The following is a 20055-nucleotide window of genomic DNA, read 5'->3' on the forward strand; positions in this document are numbered from 1 at the left end:
CGAGGTCTCCGAATGGTCGGCCGGTCAAGCTCCGCGCACCCGCGCCGGCGATCGAAATGACCGGCGCGAGTGGGGCATCGCGGCGAGTACGACCGTCCGGAGCCCCTGCCCAGTTCAGCGCCATCGGGCGCGATTGACGACGGTTGAAATCAGCTTGAAAGCAACTGATTACGCGGCACAACCCGATTTCGGAGGAACCCGGCGCGCGTCACCGTCATGAAATATGTTGCGGCTCGGCGCTATTGGCCGGCCCGGGCGTGCAGCATGGCTCGGGGGTATTCCCCGCCATCTTGAGAAAGGTCGATCCGAACGTGCTCGAACCCGGCCGCCCGGAGCGCGTCGGCCACCGGAGCAGCGTCGGAGAGCGCGCGAAACGGCAACGCGGCGGCGACGTCGTCGGCGTAATGGTGGCCCGCCACGTGCGGGTTCAGCGAGACGTCGGCGATCAGCGTCGCGTCCGGGGCCAACACCCGCCGCCACTCCGCGAAGGCCTTCTCCGGTTCGAGCAAGGTCCAGATGAAGTGCCGCGCCGTCAGCGCGTCGAAGCTGGCGTCGGGGAACGGCAGCTTTTCGGTGACACCCTCCACGAACTCGACAGTCGCGGCGGTGGCGGCGGCCTTGGCGCGGGCCCGGGCCAACATCGCCTCGGAGGCATCCACGCCGGTCACCCGGTGGCCGAGCTCGCTCAGCAACAACGCGACAAAGCCCGTGCCCGTGGCGATATCGAGCACCCGCGAACGCTCCGGGATTGCGCTCAGCGCCGCCGTCCACAGTCGACGTTCCGGCTCCGAGGAGATACCGTGCGCGGCCCGCTGGTCATATTCCGAACCCTCGCGCTCCCAAAACGCGCGGATCGCCGCGTGCGCGTCCGGGAGGCCCGCGCTGTCAGCAAGCACGGCACCTGGTCCATCGCCTCGTCATCGACGACAGTCTGCAGGGCGCGGGATCCCCACGGCAAGGCGAGCGGGCGCGGCCCACGCGAGTAGCCTGACCGGCGTGGACTATGCCGGCGCATTCCTCGACGAGAACCGGGCTTTCGCGGAGCTGTTCGACGGTGCCGACGAGTCCACGCCGGTGCCCACCTGCCCGGAGTGGACCCTGCGGCAGCTGTTCCGCCACGTCGGGCGCGGCGACCGCTGGGCGGCCCAGATCGTGCGCGACCGGCTCGAGAGCTACCTCGACCCCCGCACCGTGGAGGGCGGCAAGCCGCCGCCCGACCCCGCCGACGCGATCTCCTGGCTCCACGGCGGCGCCCAGCGGCTGGTGGACGCCGTCGAGCTGACCGGGGTGGAGACGCCGGTCTGGACGTTCCTCGGGCCGCGCCCGGCGAACTGGTGGATCCGGCGCCGGCTGCACGAGGTGGCCGTGCACCGGGCCGACGCCGCGATCGCGCTGGGCACCGATTTCGCCCTCGAGCCCGACATCGCGGCCGACGGAATCACAGAATGGCTGGAGCGGGTCGCGATCCAGGCGGGCGGCCAGGGGGCGCCGCTTCCCCTCGAGGACGGGACCACCCTGCACCTGCATGCCACCGACCCCGGCCTCGGCGAGGCCGGGGAGTGGACGGCCGCCGTCGATCAGGGCCGGGTCACGTGGTCGCACGAGCACGGCAAGGGCAGCGTGGCGCTGCGCGGCGGCGCCACCGAGCTGCTGCTGGCGATTTTGCGCCGGCGCCCGCTGGCCGACACGGGCGTCCAACTGTTCGGGGACGAAGCCGTGTGGGAGCGCTGGTTGGACCGTACGCCGCTCTAGCCGCGGCGCCGCACGGTAATTTGCACACCATGACCACATCGGAGATCGCCACCGTTCTGGCATGGCACGACGCCCTCAACGCCGCGGACATCGAGACCTTGGCCTCCCTGTCCAGCGACGACATCGAGATGGGCGACGCGCACGGGGCCGCACAGGGCCACGAGGCGCTGCGCAGCTGGGCCGCCTCGCACCGGCCGGCGACCGAGCTCGGCCGGATGTATGTGCACGACGGTGTCGTCGCCGTCGAACTCAAACCCGGCAGCACCGGCGATCCGGGGGCCGCCACCGACGCCGCGCTGACGTTCCGGGTGGTGCGCGACCACGTCACCTCCGTGTTCCGGCACGACAGCCTGGCGTCGGCGCTGGCGGCCACCGAGCTCACCGAATCCGACGCCGTCGACTAGGGCCAGACCAGGACCACAGGCACAGGAGCTATCCATGCGCGGAATCATCTTGGCAGGCGGGTCGGGCACCCGCCTGCATCCGATCACCACGGGCATCAGCAAGCAGTTGCTGCCGGTCTACGACAAACCGATGGTCTACTACCCGCTGTCCACCCTGATGATGGCCGGAATCCGCGACATCCTGGTGATCACCACCCCGCATGACGCGCCGGGATTTCAGCGGCTCCTGGGCGACGGCTCGCAATTCGGCGTCAACATCACCTACGTGACACAGGACCGGCCCGACGGTCTGGCCCAGGCGTTCGTTTTGGGCGCCGACCACATCGGCAACGAGTCGGTGGCTTTGGTGTTGGGAGACAACATCTTCTACGGACCGGGACTGGGCACCAGCTTGCGCCGATTCCAAAGCATAAGCGGGGGAGCGGTTTTCGCGTACTGGGTGGCCAACCCGTCGGCCTACGGTGTGGTCGAATTCAGCGACGACGGCCTGGCGCTGTCCTTGGAAGAGAAACCCAAGACACCGAAATCCAACTACGCGGTGCCGGGTTTGTACTTCTACGACAACGACGTGATCGAAATCGCCAAGGGCCTCAAGAAATCGGCACGCGGCGAGTACGAGATCACCGAGGTCAACCAGATCTATCTCAACCGGGGCCGGCTCTCGGTCGAGGTGATGGCCCGCGGCACGGCCTGGCTGGACACGGGCACGTTCGACTCGCTGCTGGACGCCAGCGACTTCGTCCGCACGCTGGAACGACGCCAGGGCCTCAAGGTCAGCGTGCCCGAGGAGGTGGCGTGGCAGCAGGGCTGGATCACCGATGAGCAATTGGCGCAGCGTGCGCACAGCCTGCTCAAGTCCGGGTATGGCTCCTATCTGCTGAACCTGTTGGAGCGGAGCCGGTTTCACTAGGCCGGTGGCGGCGGCCCGCTGCGCGCGGCTTCGCCGCGCTTGCGACCGCCGCTAGGCTTCGCCAGCACCGCCGCGATCCCCGTGGTCAGTGGCACCGACAGCGCCAACGCCATCCCGCCCACCGCCGAGCGGGCGATCTCGATGGCCACGCTCTCCCCGGTCAGCACGTCCGTCAGCGAGCGGTTGGCGACGCTGAACAGCAACAGCAGCGGCAGCGAACTGCCCGCGTAGGCCAGCACCAGCGTGTAGACCGTGCTGGCGATGTGATCGCGCCCCACCCGGATGGCGCCCACGAAGATCGCTCGCCGCGAGCCCCCGAGGCGGGCGAGCTCGAACACCGTCGAGGACTGGGTCACCGTCACATCGTTGAGCACACCCAGCGACCCGATGATGAAACCGGCCAGCAGCAGGCCACCGATCGACACGTTGCCCAGGTACGCGCTGACGGTGGTGTTCTGCTCGTCCGACAGACCGGTGAGATGCGCCAATTGTATTGCCGCCCAAGATAATCCGGCTGCAAGCAGCAGAGCCGACAGGGTGCCCAGCAGCGCGGCGCTGGTCCGCAGGCTGACCCCGTGGGCAAGATAGATGACCGCGTAGAGGATCGCCGCCGACGCCACCAGCGCCACCGGCACCGCGGGGGCGCCGTCCCGCAGGGCCGGCAGCAGAAACATGACCAGCACCACGAACGCGACCAGGATGCCCACCAGCGCGAGCAGCCCGCGCCAGCGCGCCACGGCCACGATCACCACCGCGAACGCGATCGCCAAACCGACCAGCGCCCAACCCCGTTCGAAGTCGTAGAACGCGTAGCTGGTGGCGCCCTGGTCGTCGACCTGGCGCACGACCCGAATGCGGTCGCCCACCGCGAATTTCGGTTGACCCGGCCCGGGGGAGGACTCGAGCAGGGTGGTGGCGCCCGCGTTGGGTCCGGAATCGACGGCGACTTGGGTCAACACGCAGCGCCCGGCGCCGGGCGCTGCGGGCTGGGGCGGGCCGGTGAGGACCTGACTGACCGACGGGCTGCCGCAGTCGCCCAACCCGCTGGACAGCACGTGCCCGGCCTGCGTGCTCACCGCGCCGCCGGACGCGTTCTGCAGCGGCATCGGGATGTCGACGCGCTGCCGACTGGGCCACAACAGGATCGCGCCGACGGCCACCGCCACACCGATCGCGACCAGCAGCCCGACAACGATCCTGGCGGGCAACGGATCGATGCCGGACGGGCCCGGCGGCAGGCTGTGCGAGTGGGAGTGCGTCACCCGGTCGAGCGTAGAGGCGGTTTCCTGGGTGCTTACTGGCGATAGGCGACGAGGAAGTTGCCCAGCCGCTCGATGGCCGCCGCCAGATCGCGGGCCCACGGCAGGGTCACGATGCGCAGGTGATCCGGTGCGGGCCAATTGAAGCCGGTGCCCTGGGTGACCAGAATCTTCTCCTGCAGCAGCAAATCGAGGACGAGCTGCTCGTCGTCGTCGATGTCGTAGACCTCGGGGTCCAGCCGCGGGAAGGCGTAGAGAGCGCCGTCCGGCTTGACGCAGGACACCCCCGGAATCTCGTTGAGCTTGGTCCAGGCGACGTCGCGCTGCTCGAGCAGCCGGCCGCCGGGCAGGACGAGGTCGTCGATGCTCTGGTAGCCGCCCAGGGCGACCTGGATCGCGTGCTGCGCCGGGACATTGGGGCACAGGCGCATGTTGGCCAGCAGGTTGATCCCCTCGATGAAGCTGCCGGCGTGGTCCTTGGGCCCGGTGATCGCCAGCCAGCCGGCCCGATACCCGGCCACCCGGTAGGCCTTGGACAGCCCGTTGAACGTCAGGCACAACATGTCCGGCGCCAGCGAGGCCAGGTTGATGTGCTTGGCGTCGCCGTAGAGGATCTTGTCGTAGATCTCGTCGGCGAGCAGCAGCAGCTCGTGCTTGCGCGCCAATTCGACGATCTGCGTGAGCACTTCGCTGGTGTACACCGCGCCGGTCGGGTTGTTCGGGTTGATCACCACCAGCGCCTTGGTGCGGTCGGTGATCTTGGACTCCATGTCGGCGATGTCGGGCTGCCAGCCCTGCGTCTCGTCGCACAGGTAGTGCACCGGGGTGCCGCCCGCCAGCGACGTCGACGCCGTCCACAGCGGGTAGTCGGGTGACGGGATCAGCACCTCGTCACCGTTGTCGAGCAGGGCCTGCAGCGTCATCGTGATCAGCTCGGAGACCCCGTTGCCCAGGTAGACGTCGTCGACGTCGAAGCGGGGGAATCCGTCGACCAACTCGTAGCGGGTGACCACCGCGCGGCGGGCCGGCAGGATGCCCTGCGAGTCGGAGTAACCCTGCGCGTACGGGAGGGCCTGGATCATGTCGCGCATGATCACGTCGGGCGCCTCGAAGCCGAACGGCGCCGGGTTGCCGATGTTGAGCTTGAGGATGCGATGACCCTCGGCCTCCAGCCGCGCGGCCTGCTGATGTACCGGGCCGCGGATCTCGTACAGGACGTCCTGGAGCTTCGACGACTGCGCGAAAGTGCGCTGCTGCCGGTGATGGGCCGACGGGTGCGGTGGCAGCTGATGGGGCAGCTGGTGGGTGGTCACATCACCAATGGTGCCATCACTGTCCACTGAAATTTGCTGTCAAGCGCAAAAACCGCAGGTCAGCGCTTGCCCGGGGGTCGCGCCCCGCGGGCGATGCCCAGGCCTTTGACCGGCGGCTGCGACGGTGCGTCGTCGCCGTCGGCCTGCTTTGCCGGCTCCGCTTTCGGTGCCGGCTCGGCCGGCGCCTGTTCGGCGGGCTCGGCTTCTGCTTTCGGCGCCTCGGCTTTCGGGGCCGCCTTCTTGGCGCCGGGTCGCTTGGCGCCCGCGGCCAGGCCCAGGCCCTTCACGGGCGTGGCGGCGGGTGCCTTGGCCTCGGGTTCGGCTTCCGGTGCCACTTCCGCCTCGGGTGCTTCGGCCTTGGGGGCCTCGGCCTTCGGGGCCGCCTTCTTGGCGCCGGGTCGCTTGGCGCCCGCGGCCAGGCCCAGGCCCTTCACGGGCGCGGCGGGCGCCTTGGCCTCGGTCTCGGCCTCGGGCGCGGCCGCTTCGGCAGGTGCCTCGGCCTTGGCCGGTGCCGCCTTCTTGGCCCCGGGTTTCTTGGCGCCGCCGGCGATGCCCAGCCCCTTGACCGGGGCGGCCGCTTCGGCCTTGCCTTCCGCGGCGGGCGCGGCTTTCTTGGCCCCGGGTTTCTTGGCGGCGCCGGCGATCCCGAGCCCCTTGACGGGAGCGGCGGGTGCGGTCGCCGTGGCCGTCGCGGCCTTGGGCGCCGCGGCCGCCCGCTTTTCGGCTTCCTTGGCGGCCGTGCCCTTTTCGGGCAGCGTCGCCTTGTCGTATTCGAGGGACGCGAGCAGGATCTGGGCGACGTCGAGCACCTCGACACCGCTGCGCCCGGCCTCCTCCTGCCGGTCGTTGACGCCGTCGGTGACCATCACCCGGCAGAACGGGCACGCGGTGGCGATGGTGGTGGCCCCGGTGGCCAGCGCCTCGTCGACACGCTCGTGGTTGATCCGCTTGCCGATGTGCTCTTCCATCCACATCCGCGCGCCGCCGGCGCCGCAGCAGAAGCTGCGCTCGGCGTGCCGCGGCATCTCGGTCAGGTTCGCCCCCGACGTACCGATCAGCTCACGCGGCGCCTCGTAGACCTTGTTGTGCCGGCCCAGGTAGCAGGGGTCGTGGTAGGTGATGTCCTGCGACACCGGCGTCACCGGCACCAGCCTGTTGTCCCGGACCAGCCGGTTGAGCAGCTGGGTGTGGTGCAGCACCGAGTAGTTCGCGCCGAGCTGGCGGTACTCGCGGCCCAGGGTGTTGAAGCAGTGCGGGCAGGTCACCACGATCTTGCGGTCGACGGTCTCGGTGCCCTCGAACAGCCCGTCCAGGGTCTCGACGGCTTGGGCGGCCAGCTGCTGGAACAGGAACTCGTTGCCCGAGCGGCGCGCGGAGTCGCCGTTGCAGGACTCGCCGGTGCCGAGCACCAGGTACTTCACCCCGGCGATGGCCAGCAGCTCGGCGACGGCCTTGGTGGTCTTCTTGGCCTTGTCGTCGTAGGCGCCGGCGCAGCCGACCCAGAACAGGTACTCGTAGCCGTCGAAGCTGTCGACGTCCTCGCCGTAGACCGGCACGTCGAAGTCGACCTCGTCGATCCAGTTGGTGCGGTCCGACGCGTTCTGGCCCCACGGGTTGCCCTTGGTTTCCAGGTTCTTGAACAGCACCGACAGTTCCGAGGGGAACTCGGACTCCATCATCACCTGGTAGCGGCGCATGTCGATGATGTGATCGACGTGCTCGATGTCCACCGGGCACTGCTCGACGCAGGCGCCGCAGGACACGCAGGACCACAGCACGTCGGGGTCGATGACGCCGCCCTGCTCCTCGGTGCCGACCAGCGGCCGGGCGGCCTGCTCCGGGCCGGAACCCATGACGCGGCCGAAGCCCGACTCGGGAACGTGGTGGGCCTCGGCGTGCTCTTCGCCGGACAGCTCCTCGCCGAGCCCCCCCGCCGGCGTGCTCTCCAGTGAGCTCTCCTTGTCACCCAGGATGTAGGGCGCCTTGGCCATCCAGTGGTCGCGCAGGTCCATGATGACGAGCTTGGGGGACAGCGGCTTGCCGGTGTTCCACGCCGGGCACTGCGACTGGCAGCGCCCGCACTCGGTACAGGTGGCGAAGTCCAGCATGGCCTTCCAGCTGAAGTCCTCGACCTTGCCGCGCCCGAATGTCGCGTCGTCGGGCGGGTTTTCGAAGTCGATCGGCTTGCCGTCGTGCTCGAGCGGCAGCAGCGGGCCGAGCCCGTCGGGCAGCCGCTTGAAGATGACGTTGATCGGCGCCGTGAAGATGTGCATGTGCTTGGAGTGCAGCACGATGATCAGGAAGGCCAGCATGACCGCGATGTGCAGCAGCAGGGCCACCGTTTCGATGATCTCGTTGGCGGGCTGCCCCAGCGGCCGCAGGATCGCGCCGAACAGTTGCGACAGGAAGGCCCCGTTGCCGTAGGGCAGCGTGCCGTTGTTGACCGCGGATCCGCGCACCAGCACGTAGGTCCACACGACGTTGAAGATCATGAACAGCACCAGCCAGGCGCCGCCGGTGTGCGAGCCGTAGAACCGGGATGAGCGGCCGATCTCCTTCGGGCTGCGCATCAACCGGATGACGGCGAAGGTGGCGATGCCGAGGAAGACGGCCGTGGCGAAGAAGTCCTGCAGGAAGCCCAGCGCGTCCCACCGCCCGATGAACGGGATGTGGAAGTTGTCCTGGAACAACAGCCCGTAGGCCTCGATGTAGACCGTGAGGAGGATGAAGAAGCCCCACATGGTGAAGAAGTGCGCCAGGCCGGGGATCGACCACTTCAACAGCTTGCGCTGCCCGAAGACCTCGGAGAGCTCGGCCCAGATTCGTTTGCCGGGTTCGTCGGTGTGCCCCGGGGCCGGCTTGCCGGACGTGATCAGCTTGAACAGCCACAGGACCCGTCGTGCGGCGAGCGCGGCCACGACCAGCGTCATGCCCATGCCCACGACCAGCCTGATGAGCATCTGCGTTGTCACAGAAGGTCTCCCCAATGCATAGATAATTCGGCCTGTGCTTTATTTGCCTGCTTAAGCCCCGCTCATAGTTACATCTTCGCGGCTTTCGGCGCGAGAAAGGCTGCCCTAACTTCGGGTTCGTCGGCGCCTCTGGCCTGCTAGTTGATACCCGCTCGCCGGGTGTGACGTTTGTCGGAGTGACCAGCGCCACCAAATTTCGTTAAATGACCCTTTTCGGAGCCCTTTTCCGGCCAGACGCAATCGTTCGCGTCAGCGCCCGAATGGGGGCTGGAAGATCGGCGGCAGGGGTCGCACCCGGGTGGTCGTCGTCGGCGCCGCGGACGTGGTGGTCGCCTGCGATGTCGTGGTGGGCGGCGCGGTGGTGGTCGTCGTGGTGCTCGGCGGGGGTGTCGTCGTCGTGGTCGACGGCTCCGGCGGCGGTGTCGTGGTGGTCGTGGTGGCCGGCGCCTCGCTGGACGGTGGCGGCGGAGCCGGAACGACGGTGACGGTGGTGCTGTCGTTCGGCCCGGTGATGGTCACCGTTTGTGGTGGTGGCGGTGGGTTGGGCGAGGACGTCGGGGGGGCCGGGGTGGACCTCGTCATCAACAGGCCGATCGCCAGCGCCGCGGCCACCAGCACCGCCACCCCCGCCCCAACGACGGTCAACACCAGCGCCGTGCGCTTGTACCAGGGCAGCCCGCCCTGCTCGGCGTACTCGAATTCCCGTGCCTCGCTGGCATATTCGCCGGTTGCGTCGCGGCCGGTATAGGGGACCGGCTCGTCGGAATCGGCGTCTTGCGACCACGCCAGGGCGTCATCCACATCGGTGGCCTGGGCGGCCCACGCGGCCTGGGTGGCCCCGATTCCCGCGGTGCCGACCATTTCGGTCGGCGTCTCCACGGCGGCGGCCGCGGTGGTTTCGGCGCCCCCCGCTGCGTACTGCGCACCGAGCGCCGCGGCGCCGAGTGCGGCGAGTGACGCCGGCTGCGCCGCGCTGCGGACCGGAACCCCGAAGCGCTGCGACAACCGCGCGGTGATCAGCGGGATGCTTGCGCCCCCGCCGACGATCGCCACGGCGCGCAGGTTGGTGTTCGGAATTCCGTTGCGCCGCAACGTGTCTTGCAGCGAGGTGACAAACCGGTCCAGCGGTGGGGAGATCAGTTGCTCGAACTCGGTGCGGGTCAGTTGGGTGGACTCCCCGGACGCCCCCGCGACGGTGCTCACCGCGGCGGTCGACAGTTGTTCCTTGGCGCGCCGGCAGGCGGCCAGCAGGCGGGTCTGCGATCCCATCCGCGCGCCGCCGCCCAGGACGGCGGTGCTGACATCGGAGGCCAGCAAGTGATCGACGATGAGCTGATCGATCGCGTCGCCGGAGAAGTCGGTGCGCCGCATGGCCGGGGCGACGGGTGCAAAGCCGGCATTGGCGTCCAGCACCGTGACGGTGGTGCCGCCGGCACCGAAGTCGCACAGCGCGACGACGCCGTCGGCGGGAAACCCCGGCGTGCCGCGCAGGGCCGCCACCGCGGCCGTGGCGTCGGAAACCAGCATCGGCGCGACCCCACCACGCGCGAGATCCGACTGGGCGAAGAACTCGTCGCGCAGCGCCGCGAACTGTTCGTCGGACCAGTAGGCGGGGACCGCGATGCTGATCGGTGTCCCGTAGCCGACCGTGCGGGCCATCGCCTCGATCGCCTCGACCGTCAGCGCCGCGCCCAGGTACTTGGTGCCGTCGGCCGCCACCAGCGGTGCCCGGTCGCCGACCCGCTCGACGAACCCGCGCAGCACCAGGCCGGGTGCGGTCAGGTTCGGATTCTCTTCCGGCAGGCCGACTTCGGTGGGACGGTGCTCGAACAGGGTGACCACCGAGCTGCGGGTGACCGGGGCGCTGCCGGCGCGGGCCGCCACCAGGTTGGCCACCCCGATCGATAGCCCGAGCGACTGGCTCATGTCCGCACCCCTGTGTCAGTAGTCCCGTGGATTGCAGCGAGTCTAGGGCGCCGCCGGCGCCGCGTCGCCGAGCGTGATCGGCCTGCCGCCGACTCGCTAACGCAGGCCCGGCGGAACCGTGATGACCGTCGGCACCTGCGGAATGGTGATCACCGGCGGCAGCTGCGGCAGATGGTGGCGATGCGTGGGCTGCTGCGTTTGTTGCCCGGTGGGCTGCTGCTGCGTCGGCTGCTGGGCCGGCGGCTGCTCTTCGGCGCTGCTGCTGGACTCAGTGGTGGTCGTGGTCGTCGTGGTCGACGGCGTCGTTGTTGTCGTTGTCGTGGTGGTGCTCGTCGTCGACTTGGGGACGTGGTTGACGGATTGGTCGTCGTGAATGAGCTCGATGATCCCGAAGACGATCAGGCCGATCAGGATGACGACGGAAATCAACCAGGCGATGAGCATCGCGGGCCTGCGGTACCAGGGCGTGGGCTCGGGTTCCTGGTCGAACGGGTCGAAGCCCTGGGGTTGCTCGAACCCGTGGGGCGGCTGGGGCGGGAAGTTCGGTGGCGGGACTTCACCGGTCGGCGGCTCGCTCATGCCGAAATCGGCATGCTGGGTCGGCCGATTGTGGAAGTCATCGCGTGGACCGTTGGATGCCACGGCACCGATGGTACTGACCGCACCTGCCAGCCTGCTGATGCCAACCCCTAAGGGGCGGTCGCGTCGCTCAGAAGGAGGGGTGCGGGTTCCCACACAGAGCGTGCACTCAGGGTCCACAGCCTACCGCCAGACTGTGGCGCTCAACACACCCGCCACACCATTTCCGGACGAATGATATTGCAGTACAGCACAGTTCGACCGCCCCATCGCTTTTGACTTACCAACATATTCGTGACAGTCTCTTTTCCCGAATCGATGTGGAGGTCGAACGGCAAGCCCACATCAACTGCGGCGCCTCCCGGGCTGGGCAGGCCGGCGAGTGAGCCGCCAGCGACCGACACGTACCCGCCGTCACAGCAGCGACGCCCGGTATGACATTGGGTCCTGGCGCCGCGGCGAGCGGCCATGCAATCCGAGCGCAGGGTAGGGAGGCGATCACGATGCCCGGCCGGCCCGCCCATGCGCCCCGGGTTCGTCGTCTCTGCTACAACGATCGGCCCTGCTAATGGCCGCCGATCCCACAGACCGCGAATGGTGGTCAGAAGCCGGCGACGACGCCCCGACCGCGGCGAGCCAGCACCGTCGCGCGGCGGAGTCGCCCGATGGGACCGACCCGGCAAAGTGCGCAGCTGCGGCTCACGAGGGAGCGTCGCAGCGTGCAGTCGGCGCCGTCGCGGAGGCGGGAAACCAACTGACGAGCGCCGTGGTCGTCATTGCGCTCGTCTCGGCGATCTCGGGCTTGCTCTACGGCTACAACACCGGTGTCATCTCCTGGGCCCTATTGCAGCTCACCGAGGAGTTCAACCTCACCGCGGCCTGGAAGCAGGTGGTCGCCGCCAGCATCCTGCTCGGCGCCATCGTCGGGGCCTTGGCGTGCAGCTGGCTATCCGACCGGTTCGGCCGGCGCGGCACGCTGTTGATGCTGTCGGTGCTGTTCATCGTCGGCGCGCTGTGGTGTGCCGACGCGCCGGATGTCGTAGTGCTGTCGCTGGGAAGGCTGGTCCTGGGCTTCGCCGTCGGCGGGGCGACCCAGACGGCCCCGATGTATGTCGCCGAGCTCTCGCCGTCGGCCTACCGAGGGCGGTTGGTGCTGTGCTTCCAGATCGCCATCGGGGTGGGCATCCTCGCCGCTAACCTCATCGGGGTCTTCGACTCGGTCTCCTGGCGGGGGCCGACCGGAATCGCGTGCGTACCCGCCGCGATCATGCTGTGGCTGTTGCTGCGCCTCCCGGAAAGTCCGCGCTGGCTGGTCAAGCAAGGTGATCGAAACGCCGCGCGAGCCGTGTTGGAGCGGGTCCGGCCCGACGGCTACGACGTGGGCGCCGAGCTGGACGAAGCGACCGAACTCGCGCGCATGGAACGCAAGGCCAGCACCCGCGGGTGGAGCGGGCTGCGCGACTCCTGGGTGCGCCCGGCCCTGGTCCTGGGTTGTGGCATCGCGGTGTTCACCCAGCTCAGCGGCATCGAGATGATCATCTACTATGCGCCGACCATCCTGACTGACGACGGCGTGTACCGGTCCGTGGCTCTGCTGGTGTCGGTGATGTTGGGTGCGACGTACGTGATCGCCCAACTAGTGGGGCTGGCCATTATCGACCGGGTCGGCCGGCGCCGGCTCACCCTCATCATGGTGCCGGGCGCGGCGATCAGCCTGTTCGCGCTCGGCCTGATCTTCGTCACCGCCGACAGCGGCCACGATGTGATCGCCTACATCATGATTTCCATGATCGCCTTCATGGTGTTCAATGCCGGCGGCCTGCAGCTGATGGGATGGCTGACCGGCTCGGAGACCTATCCGCTGGCGGTGCGACCGGAGGGCACCGCCGTGCATTCGGCGACGCTGTGGGGGACCAACCTGCTCATCACGCTGACGCTGCTGTCGCTCATCAATGCGATCGGGGTCGGACCCTCGATGTGGCTCTACGCGTTGTTCAACGTGGCGGCGTGGATCTTCGTATTCTTCCGCATGCCCGACCTCACCGGTAAAAGCCTGGAAGAAATCGAAAAGAACCTGGCGGAGGGGAAATTCCGACCGTCTGACTTCGCACGCTGACGAATACGCTTGCGCGGCACGTCTTTTCGGGCAGCAGTGCGGCGCGGTCACACGCCAGCCATTGACCGGCCCCGAAGGATCCGTTCGATCCGGTCGAGCAGCTCGCTGGGGTTGTCGTGGGCGCCGTTGTTCCAGGCCGCGAGGGCGTCGAGGAGGTTGCTCGGTTGAACACTCAGATACATCCCGAGCATCACCGTCGCGGTCGCCTCGCCGCTGACATCGGCTGGCTGGTAGGCGACTTCGACTTGCAACCGCTCGGTACCGGCCGCCACGCTCGGGACGAGCTTTGGCTCGATCGAACGGACATGCTCACGCCGGATGTCGGTCAACTCACTGCCGCGCTCTGCGATCCGCACGGTCAACGCCGCGGGGGTGATACGGAGAAGGGATCGGCGCCAGATCCAGAGGGAGACTCCCACCAATAAGGCAGAGATGGCCAGCAGAATGACCCCGCCGTACCACAGCCACGCCGGATTACCGGGTGCACATCCTGCGCCAATCATGGCGAACGCGATTAGGGGGAACAGCAAGGTCGCCATGTATGGGTTGCTCTCGTACCACGGAAGATAGCGGCAGACAATCTCCTGCCCGGTCCGCCTGACCCCGGCGCCGAAAATTCGGCGGCCGCTCCCATAAATGATGCCGACGCCGACCGCAGCGGCGCCGACAGGCAGATACCAAGCCGACCCAACCAGCACATTTATGCCCGCCAATAGGCACAGCGCGCCGCCGAAGGAATAGCGCAGCACGCGCCACCAACGGCCTTTTGCTTCGCCGCCGGCCATCAGTGACCGCCTCGTGTGGTCACTGTCGATTGCCCCGAAGGATCCCTTCGACCCGATCCAGTAGCTCGCACGGGTTTTCGTGGGCGCCGTCTTTCCAGGCGATTAGTGCGTTAAGAAGGTTAATCGGCTGGATGGTCAACTGCAGGCCGAGCAGCACAGTCTTGGACTCGCTGCTCAAACCCGTTGCGCGGTAGCTGATTGCGACTTGCAGCGACTGGCCGCTCACACCATTCGGGACGATCTTGGGCTCGATCGACACGACACACTCACGGCTTATTTCGGTCAACTCTTCTTTCGGCGCAGTCAGGCGCACCGTCAACACCGAGGGCGAAATGCACAGAAGGCACCGGCGCCACATACATACCGCGCTGGAAACGAAGATGGGCGTCAGAACCAGCAGAAGGATTCCGATGAACCGAAGCCACGCGGGATTGCCGGGTGCACTGCCCGCGCCGATACCTGCGACAGCGAGCAATGGGAACAGCACGTTCAAGACGTACACATTTCCCTCGTACCACGGGATGTATCTACAAATAATCTCGTCGCCCGCCCGGGTGACTCCCGCCCGAAAAATTCGGCGTCTTCCGAGGATGAACATGAGTGCCGCGCAGAATGCGATCAGGGACAGGTACCACTGAACTCCGACCGAAGTTGCTACCGCCGCAAGAAGGAGTAGAGCCGCGCCAAAGATGTACCGCAGTCCCCGCCGCCACTGGCCGCTCGTCTCGCCGTTGATCATCAGTGACGGTCTCGTGTTGCGGTGACGGGCGCCGGACCTGCCGGCGCGGCACCCAGTTGTACAGACAGCCAGACGTTTTCCCGCCGCACGGGTGAATCATCTAGCGCGGTCACCGTAAGTTGCGCAATCAGTGTCTCCTGTTCAGCCGAGATGATCCGCGATCGTGACACACTGTCGATGGCGCCGAGCTCATGGATAATCTTCATCGCCAGCAACCCCTGAATTCCGATGGATTCAGCTGCCGGGCCGAGTTCACGGCGCACCTCGTGACATCCCGGAGTCGACTGCAGCTGCTGCTCCACCAGCATCGCGAAAACTTCGGCGGGGTCCAAAGCGGCCTCGACACGATGCATCGTCAACACCGCGTTAGCGCCGAATGTGTCGATGCACGGGTCGGCGCGACAAACCCATACCCGGGCTCCGACTGCGGAATCGAACGGTTCCCAGCCCTGTGGTACCCCGACCTCCACGACAAGCCCGGCGAATCGGTCGACCGGGGATACTGCAACGCCGTGCTTCTCTATGAACTCATCAAATCGCATCGTCGCCGACCTACCCGAATCCGAAAACCGATTCCACGCCGTGCACCGCACTCCCGACCGCATCCGCGACCGGATGCCAGACTTCTCCGACCACCTTCGATCCACCCCAAGCGGCGATAGCTCCCACGCCCGCGCCCACCACCAGGCCAAGGGCCGTCCCCGCCCCCGGAATGACCGAACCGATCGCTGCACCAGCAGCCGCGTCTCCTGCCAATGTGCCCAGGCCCAGCCCTAACACGGTTCCGACAGACTCCCGGGTGACGGCCTCGGAAACCGAGTTGCCGTCATGGATGTCGGACATGACGGCGGGCACCGCGCTGGCCGCAGCGACCACCCCGCCGACGCGGGAGAAGCCTTTCAGCTCGATGCCGCCGATCTTCGGATCCTCGAACCATCTCAACAAGCCCGGATCAGCCTTGCCGGGACCCGTACCGGGGGACTCGGCGATCAATCTGGTCGTCGCCCCGCGCACACCGTCGGCGGTACCGCCGGCGATCGCGCCCGCGGCGCCGGTCAGCACCTCGCCCTTCGTCGGGGCCAACGCGGGACCGCCGCCGGGCTGCTCGGCCGCGCCGCCGCTGGGCTGCTCGGCCGCTCCCTGGGCGGGCCCGGCCTGGGGGGCCGTGAGGTCGTATCCGTCCGCGTGCAGGGTCCCCATTGCGTTCTGGAACGAGTTGGCGTAGCCGTTGCGGGTGGATTGCAGCTGGCCCAGCGCTGCTTTGGTGTCGCGGATGGCGTCGTCTTCGCGGCCGCTGATAAACGCATCCAGCGCGTGTCGGTCTTCCGCGGTCAGTGTGGGATCTTTTTCCAGCTCCACCGCTTGGCCGATGAAGCCGTCCAGCTGCTGCAACTGACTTTCTAGGGCCGCGATCTGCCCGGCCGCCGTCTTTTGCGCCTCGGCCAGATTGGCAGCGATGTTTTCCAGGTCCGCACCGATCTTGGGCAGCTGCAAGGACTGCGCCCCAAGGGATTTCGTCACGCGCTGCACTTCGGCGGAGCCGTTGATCGGATGATCCCCATTCTGATGGTTCCACGCGGCGTCGAAGCGGCTACGGGCCTGGTCGAACGCATTGGTGGCCTCGGCGGTGCATCGGCCCGCCTTGAGAAACGCCTCCGCCAGCTGAGCAATCTGAAACGGGCTACCGGCCTGCAGGCTCTGATTGATCGCCCACGGGTCGCCACCGGCTTCGGCGATCAGCGCCGCGACGCTGATGTAGCGCAGTTGCATGGAGTCGTGAGGTCTTCTTGGTTAGGCCGGGACTGAGCGAGCACCGGTAGCTGGTCGGCGACATCACGCGGCAGACCGATCCCCCCGCCACGCCGTCGACAAGGTTACCGCCCTAGAACGTGTTGACCTTGTCGATGCTGACGAACATGCCGTGCTTGGTCTGGTCGTTGGTGAAGCGGGTGCCGTCGACGTTGGCGATGATCGTCCAGCCCTGGGCGGCGTAGGTCTGGTAATCGATCTTGACGGTCGGGATGGCTCCGAGGTTGCCCAGCACCCACTGCACCTTGCCGCCGGTGGTGACGCTGACGCCGTTGGCGTGCTCACCGTCCTGCAGCGGGGAGTTGGTGAAGGGCGCCTCGCAGCCGACGGTGTCCTTGTTGATCTGGCAGCGCGTCACGCCGGATTTGGTCTCGATGAAGACGTAGCCGTTCTGGTCGGGCGGCAGGGGGATGGCGCCGGCCGGATTCGTGGGGCCCGTCGGCGCGGCCGGAGCCGTCGGGGCCGGAGCGGCGGTGGCCGACGGCGGCGACGGCGTGGATCGCGGCGTGGGGAAGGACGGTTCGCTCGCGCCCGCCCCGGGCGAAGCCACCGGCCGGCCGCCGATGACGGAGCTGCAGCCGGACACCAGCCCGGAGCCGGCGAACAGGGCTACGAGCAGCAGCGAACCACCGGCCAGGCTCCGCCGCGCATTATCCGAAAACCGCACCCGCCGCTCCCCAGACGATTCGAATGGCGGCACTCAGGTTACCCACCCTCCGACGACAGTCGCTGCACTCGAGTGCCTATCGATGCGGCGCCGATGGTGAAGCTTTACCGCCGCGTGACCGACTCGCGGGGCGACTGTGCGCCGCCACCGCTGGCCCCGGGAACAACACGGGACCGCGGGCCGTTAACATGATCGACAAGTTGAGTGAACCAGGCTCAAGACTGGGTTGACAGCCTATCGCCCTCAGGGGCAGGCTTGAGCGGGGTTCACTCAGCATAGTGGCACCAGACAAGCTCTACACAATCAGGAGGAATCACTATGGCTCGTGCGGTCGGTATCGACCTCGGGACCACCAACTCCGTCGTCGCAGTCCTCGAGGGCGGTGACCCCGTCGTCGTCGCCAACTCCGAGGGCTCGCGGACCACCCCGTCCATCGTCGCGTTCGCGCGCAACGGCGAGGTGCTCGTCGGCCAGCCCGCCAAGAACCAGGCGGTCACCAACGTCGACCGGACCATCCGTTCGGTCAAGCGGCACATGGGCACCGACTGGTCCATCGAGATCGATGACAAGAAATACACCGCCCAGGAGATCAGCGCCCGCGTGCTGATGAAGCTGAAGCGCGACGCCGAGGCATACCTGGGCGAGGACGTCACCGACGCGGTGGTCACCGTGCCGGCGTACTTCAACGACGCCCAGCGTCAGGCGACGAAGGAAGCCGGCCAGATCGCCGGCCTGAACGTCCTGCGCATCGTCAACGAGCCGACCGCCGCCGCACTGGCCTACGGCCTGGACAAGGGCGAGAAGGAGCAGACCATCCTGGTCTTCGACCTCGGTGGCGGCACGTTCGACGTGTCGTTGCTCGAGATCGGCGAGGGCGTGGTCGAGGTCCGCGCCACCAGCGGTGACAACCACCTCGGTGGGGACGACTGGGACGACCGTGTCGTCGACTGGCTCGTCGACAAGTTCAAGGGCACCAGCGGAATTGACCTGACCAAGGACAAGATGGCGATGCAGCGGCTGCGTGAGGCCGCGGAGAAGGCCAAGATCGAACTCTCGAGTTCGCAGAGCACCTCGATCAACCTGCCTTACATCACCGTCGACGCGGACAAGAACCCGCTGTTCCTCGACGAGCAGCTCACGCGCGCCGAATTCCAGCGCATCACACAGGATCTGCTGGACCGCACCCGTCAGCCCTTCCAGTCCGTGATCAAGGACGCCGGCATCTCGGTCTCCGAGATCGACCACGTGGTCCTGGTGGGTGGTTCCACCCGGATGCCCGCGGTGACCGAACTGGTCAAGGAGCTCACCGGCGGCAAGGAGCCCAACAAGGGTGTCAACCCCGACGAGGTGGTGGCCGTGGGTGCCGCTCTTCAGGCTGGCGTGTTGAAGGGCGAGGTGAAAGACGTTCTGCTGCTTGACGTTACGCCGCTGAGCTTGGGTATCGAGACCAAGGGTGGCGTGATGACCAAGCTCATCGAGCGCAACACCACCATCCCGACCAAGCGGTCGGAGACCTTCACCACGGCCGATGACAACCAGCCGTCCGTGCAGATCCAGGTGTACCAGGGTGAGCGCGAAATCGCTTCGCACAACAAGCTGCTCGGCTCCTTCGAGCTGACCGGCATCCCGCCGGCGCCCCGCGGCGTCCCGCAGATCGAGGTCACCTTCGACATCGACGCCAACGGCATCGTGCACGTCACGGCCAAGGACAAGGGCACCGGCAAGGAGAACACGATCAAAATCCAGGAGGGCTCCGGCCTGTCCAAGGAGGAGATCGACCGGATGATCAAGGACGCCGAGGCGCACGCCGAGGAGGACCGCCAGCGTCGCGAGGAGGCCGACGTCCGCAACCAGGCCGAATCGCTGGTCTACCAGACGGAGAAGTTCGTCAAGGACCAGCGCGAAGCCGAGGGCGGGTCGAAGGTTCCCGAGGACACGCTGTCCAAGGTCGACGCCGCGATCGCCGAGGCCAAGACGGCCCTGGGCGGCACCGACATCACCGCGATCAAGTCGGCGATGGAGAAGCTGGGCCAGGAGTCGCAGGCGCTCGGGCAGGCCATCTACGAGGCCACCCAGGCCGCGGGCGAACAGGCCGACGCGACCGGTGGCGGGCAGGCTGGCTCCGCTGACGACGTCGTGGACGCGGAGGTGGTCGACGACGACCGGGAGTCCAAGTGACAGAAGGAAACCCACAGGAACAGGTGACCGTCACCGACAAGCGGCGAATCGATCCTGAGACCGGTGAAGTACGGCAGGCCCCTCCCGGCGATACGCCGGGAGGGCCGGCCCCGGCCGACGAGCCGGCGGTTCAGGGCGAGGGCAAGCTCGCCGAGCTGACCGCCGATCTGCAACGCGTGCAGGCCGACTTCGCGAACTACCGCAAGCGGGCGCTGCGCGACCAGCAGGCCGCGGCGGACCGGGCCAAGGCCGCCGTCGTCAACCAATTGCTGGGCGTGCTCGACGATCTCGACCGGGCGCGCAAGCACGGCGACCTCGAGTCGGGCCCGCTGAAGGCGGTGGCCGACAAGCTGGAGGGCGCGCTGACCGGGCTCGGCCTGACGGCGTTCGGCGAGGAGGGCGAGGACTTCGACCCGGTGCTGCACGAAGCCGTCCAGCACGAGGGCGACGGATCTCGCCCGGTGATCGGCACCGTCATGCGGCAGGGCTACAAGCTCGGCGATCAAATCCTGCGCCACGCCATGGTCGGCGTCGTCGACACGGTCGACGACGAAGGCGACGAATCGGCCTCGGCCGGTGAGGCTGAGGAAACCGCGCCGGTCGAATCGGACGATAACGCCGGCACGTCCGGTGACTAGACCACACA

At 67.7% G+C, this 20055-nt stretch carries 17 protein-coding genes; 6 read left to right on the top strand and 11 right to left on the bottom strand.

Features of this window, described 5'->3' with window-relative positions; all coding sequences use genetic code 11:
- Nucleotides 1-239 precede the first annotated feature (239 nt).
- A complete protein-coding gene (locus QGN31_RS02110; RefSeq protein WP_014385946.1) occupies nt 240-896 on the bottom strand; it encodes a class I SAM-dependent methyltransferase in 657 nt (218 codons plus the stop codon).
- A gap of 100 nt (nt 897-996) precedes the next feature.
- Between QGN31_RS02110 and QGN31_RS02115 the strand changes: the two genes are divergently transcribed.
- Genes QGN31_RS02115 through rfbA form a run of 3 tightly spaced genes read left to right on the top strand, consistent with a single transcriptional unit; the run spans nt 997 to nt 3066 of the window.
- The gene (locus tag QGN31_RS02115; protein ID WP_008261574.1) at nt 997-1752 is read left to right on the top strand and encodes a maleylpyruvate isomerase family mycothiol-dependent enzyme; all 756 of its coding nucleotides are present in this window, start codon (nt 997-999) and stop codon (nt 1750-1752) included.
- Nucleotides 1753-1781: 29 nt separating this feature from the next.
- Nucleotides 1782-2156, top strand: coding sequence for a nuclear transport factor 2 family protein (locus tag QGN31_RS02120; RefSeq protein WP_009954015.1), 375 nt, complete (start codon nt 1782-1784; stop codon nt 2154-2156).
- A 34-nt stretch (nt 2157-2190) separates the two neighbouring features.
- Nucleotides 2191-3066, top strand: a complete 876-nt coding sequence (gene rfbA, locus QGN31_RS02125; RefSeq protein WP_014943052.1) for a glucose-1-phosphate thymidylyltransferase RfbA — start codon at nt 2191-2193, stop codon at nt 3064-3066.
- On the opposite strand, the gene QGN31_RS02130 is transcribed toward rfbA, so the two are convergent.
- The 5 genes from QGN31_RS02130 to QGN31_RS02150 form a co-directional block, all read right to left on the bottom strand.
- Entirely contained in the window at nt 3063-4328 is a 1266-nt protein-coding gene (locus QGN31_RS02130) for a YibE/F family protein (RefSeq protein ID WP_014943051.1), read from the bottom strand. The genes rfbA and QGN31_RS02130 overlap by 4 nt on opposite strands.
- A 32-nt stretch (nt 4329-4360) precedes the next feature.
- Nucleotides 4361-5665 (bottom strand): pyridoxal phosphate-dependent aminotransferase, encoded by a 1305-nt coding sequence (locus QGN31_RS02135; protein ID WP_008261567.1) that lies wholly within the window; start codon nt 5663-5665, stop codon nt 4361-4363.
- Nucleotides 5666-5697: 32 nt separating this feature from the next.
- Nucleotides 5698-8610, bottom strand: coding sequence for a (Fe-S)-binding protein (locus QGN31_RS02140; protein WP_083863025.1), 2913 nt, complete (start codon nt 8608-8610; stop codon nt 5698-5700).
- A 249-nt stretch (nt 8611-8859) separates the two neighbouring features.
- Nucleotides 8860-10536 (bottom strand): Hsp70 family protein, encoded by a 1677-nt coding sequence (locus QGN31_RS02145; protein ID WP_014943049.1) that lies wholly within the window; start codon nt 10534-10536, stop codon nt 8860-8862.
- A 96-nt stretch (nt 10537-10632) separates the two neighbouring features.
- Nucleotides 10633-11178, bottom strand: a complete 546-nt coding sequence (locus tag QGN31_RS02150) for a hypothetical protein (RefSeq protein WP_014381310.1) — start codon at nt 11176-11178, stop codon at nt 10633-10635.
- A gap of 505 nt (nt 11179-11683) precedes the next feature.
- Here QGN31_RS02150 and QGN31_RS02155 point away from each other — a divergent pair.
- Nucleotides 11684-13231 carry a sugar porter family MFS transporter gene (locus QGN31_RS02155; RefSeq protein ID WP_014943048.1) on the top strand — a complete coding sequence of 516 codons (1548 nt, stop codon included), beginning with the start codon at nt 11684-11686 and terminating at the stop codon, nt 13229-13231.
- A 47-nt stretch (nt 13232-13278) separates the two neighbouring features.
- Here the strand turns inward: QGN31_RS02155 and QGN31_RS02160 are convergent, their stop codons facing one another.
- The 5 genes from QGN31_RS02160 to QGN31_RS02180 form a co-directional block, all read right to left on the bottom strand.
- Nucleotides 13279-14016, bottom strand: a complete 738-nt coding sequence (locus QGN31_RS02160) for a hypothetical protein (RefSeq protein WP_014385939.1) — start codon at nt 14014-14016, stop codon at nt 13279-13281.
- A gap of 19 nt (nt 14017-14035) precedes the next feature.
- A complete protein-coding gene (locus QGN31_RS02165; protein ID WP_014943047.1) occupies nt 14036-14755 on the bottom strand; it encodes a hypothetical protein in 720 nt (239 codons plus the stop codon).
- On the bottom strand, nt 14755-15297 hold the full coding sequence (locus QGN31_RS02170) for an LpqN/LpqT family lipoprotein (protein WP_041785263.1): 543 nt from the start codon (nt 15295-15297) through the stop codon (nt 14755-14757). Before QGN31_RS02170 ends, QGN31_RS02165 begins: the two co-directional genes overlap by 1 nt.
- Before the next feature lie 10 nt (nt 15298-15307).
- Nucleotides 15308-16525: a putative alpha/beta hydrolase gene (locus QGN31_RS02175; protein ID WP_014385936.1), complete on the bottom strand. Its 1218-nt coding sequence runs from the start codon at nt 16523-16525 to the stop codon at nt 15308-15310.
- A 112-nt stretch (nt 16526-16637) separates the two neighbouring features.
- Nucleotides 16638-17231 carry a hypothetical protein gene (locus QGN31_RS02180; RefSeq protein ID WP_008261546.1) on the bottom strand — a complete coding sequence of 198 codons (594 nt, stop codon included), beginning with the start codon at nt 17229-17231 and terminating at the stop codon, nt 16638-16640.
- Nucleotides 17232-17549: 318 nt separating this feature from the next.
- Here QGN31_RS02180 and dnaK point away from each other — a divergent pair, with 318 nt between their 5' ends.
- Complete coding sequence (gene dnaK / locus QGN31_RS02185) at nt 17550-19409, top strand: molecular chaperone DnaK (protein ID WP_014385934.1); 1860 nt, start codon at nt 17550-17552, stop codon at nt 19407-19409.
- Nucleotides 19406-20047, top strand: a complete 642-nt coding sequence (gene grpE, locus QGN31_RS02190) for a nucleotide exchange factor GrpE (protein ID WP_014943046.1) — start codon at nt 19406-19408, stop codon at nt 20045-20047. Before dnaK ends, grpE begins: the two co-directional genes overlap by 4 nt.
- Nucleotides 20048-20055: the final 8 nt, after the last annotated feature.

The organism is Mycobacterium sp. 2-64, assembly GCF_035918375.1.
GTDB lineage: Bacteria > Actinomycetota > Actinomycetes > Mycobacteriales > Mycobacteriaceae > Mycobacterium > Mycobacterium intracellulare.

Coding starts and splice junctions, on each gene's coding strand:
- QGN31_RS02120 (WP_009954015.1), top strand. CDS start 1,782: ATGACCACATCGGAGATCGCCACCGTTCTGGCATGGCACGACGCCCTC.
- rfbA (WP_014943052.1), top strand. CDS start 2,191: ATGCGCGGAATCATCTTGGCAGGCGGGTCGGGCACCCGCCTGCATCCG.
- QGN31_RS02145 (WP_014943049.1), bottom strand. CDS start 10,536: ATGAGCCAGTCGCTCGGGCTATCGATCGGGGTGGCCAACCTGGTGGCG.
- QGN31_RS02155 (WP_014943048.1), top strand. CDS start 11,684: ATGGCCGCCGATCCCACAGACCGCGAATGGTGGTCAGAAGCCGGCGAC.
- QGN31_RS02160 (WP_014385939.1), bottom strand. CDS start 14,016: ATGGCCGGCGGCGAAGCAAAAGGCCGTTGGTGGCGCGTGCTGCGCTAT.
- QGN31_RS02165 (WP_014943047.1), bottom strand. CDS start 14,755: ATGATCAACGGCGAGACGAGCGGCCAGTGGCGGCGGGGACTGCGGTAC.
- QGN31_RS02170 (WP_041785263.1), bottom strand. CDS start 15,297: ATGCGATTTGATGAGTTCATAGAGAAGCACGGCGTTGCAGTATCCCCG.
- QGN31_RS02175 (WP_014385936.1), bottom strand. CDS start 16,525: ATGCAACTGCGCTACATCAGCGTCGCGGCGCTGATCGCCGAAGCCGGT.
- dnaK (WP_014385934.1), top strand. CDS start 17,550: ATGGCTCGTGCGGTCGGTATCGACCTCGGGACCACCAACTCCGTCGTC.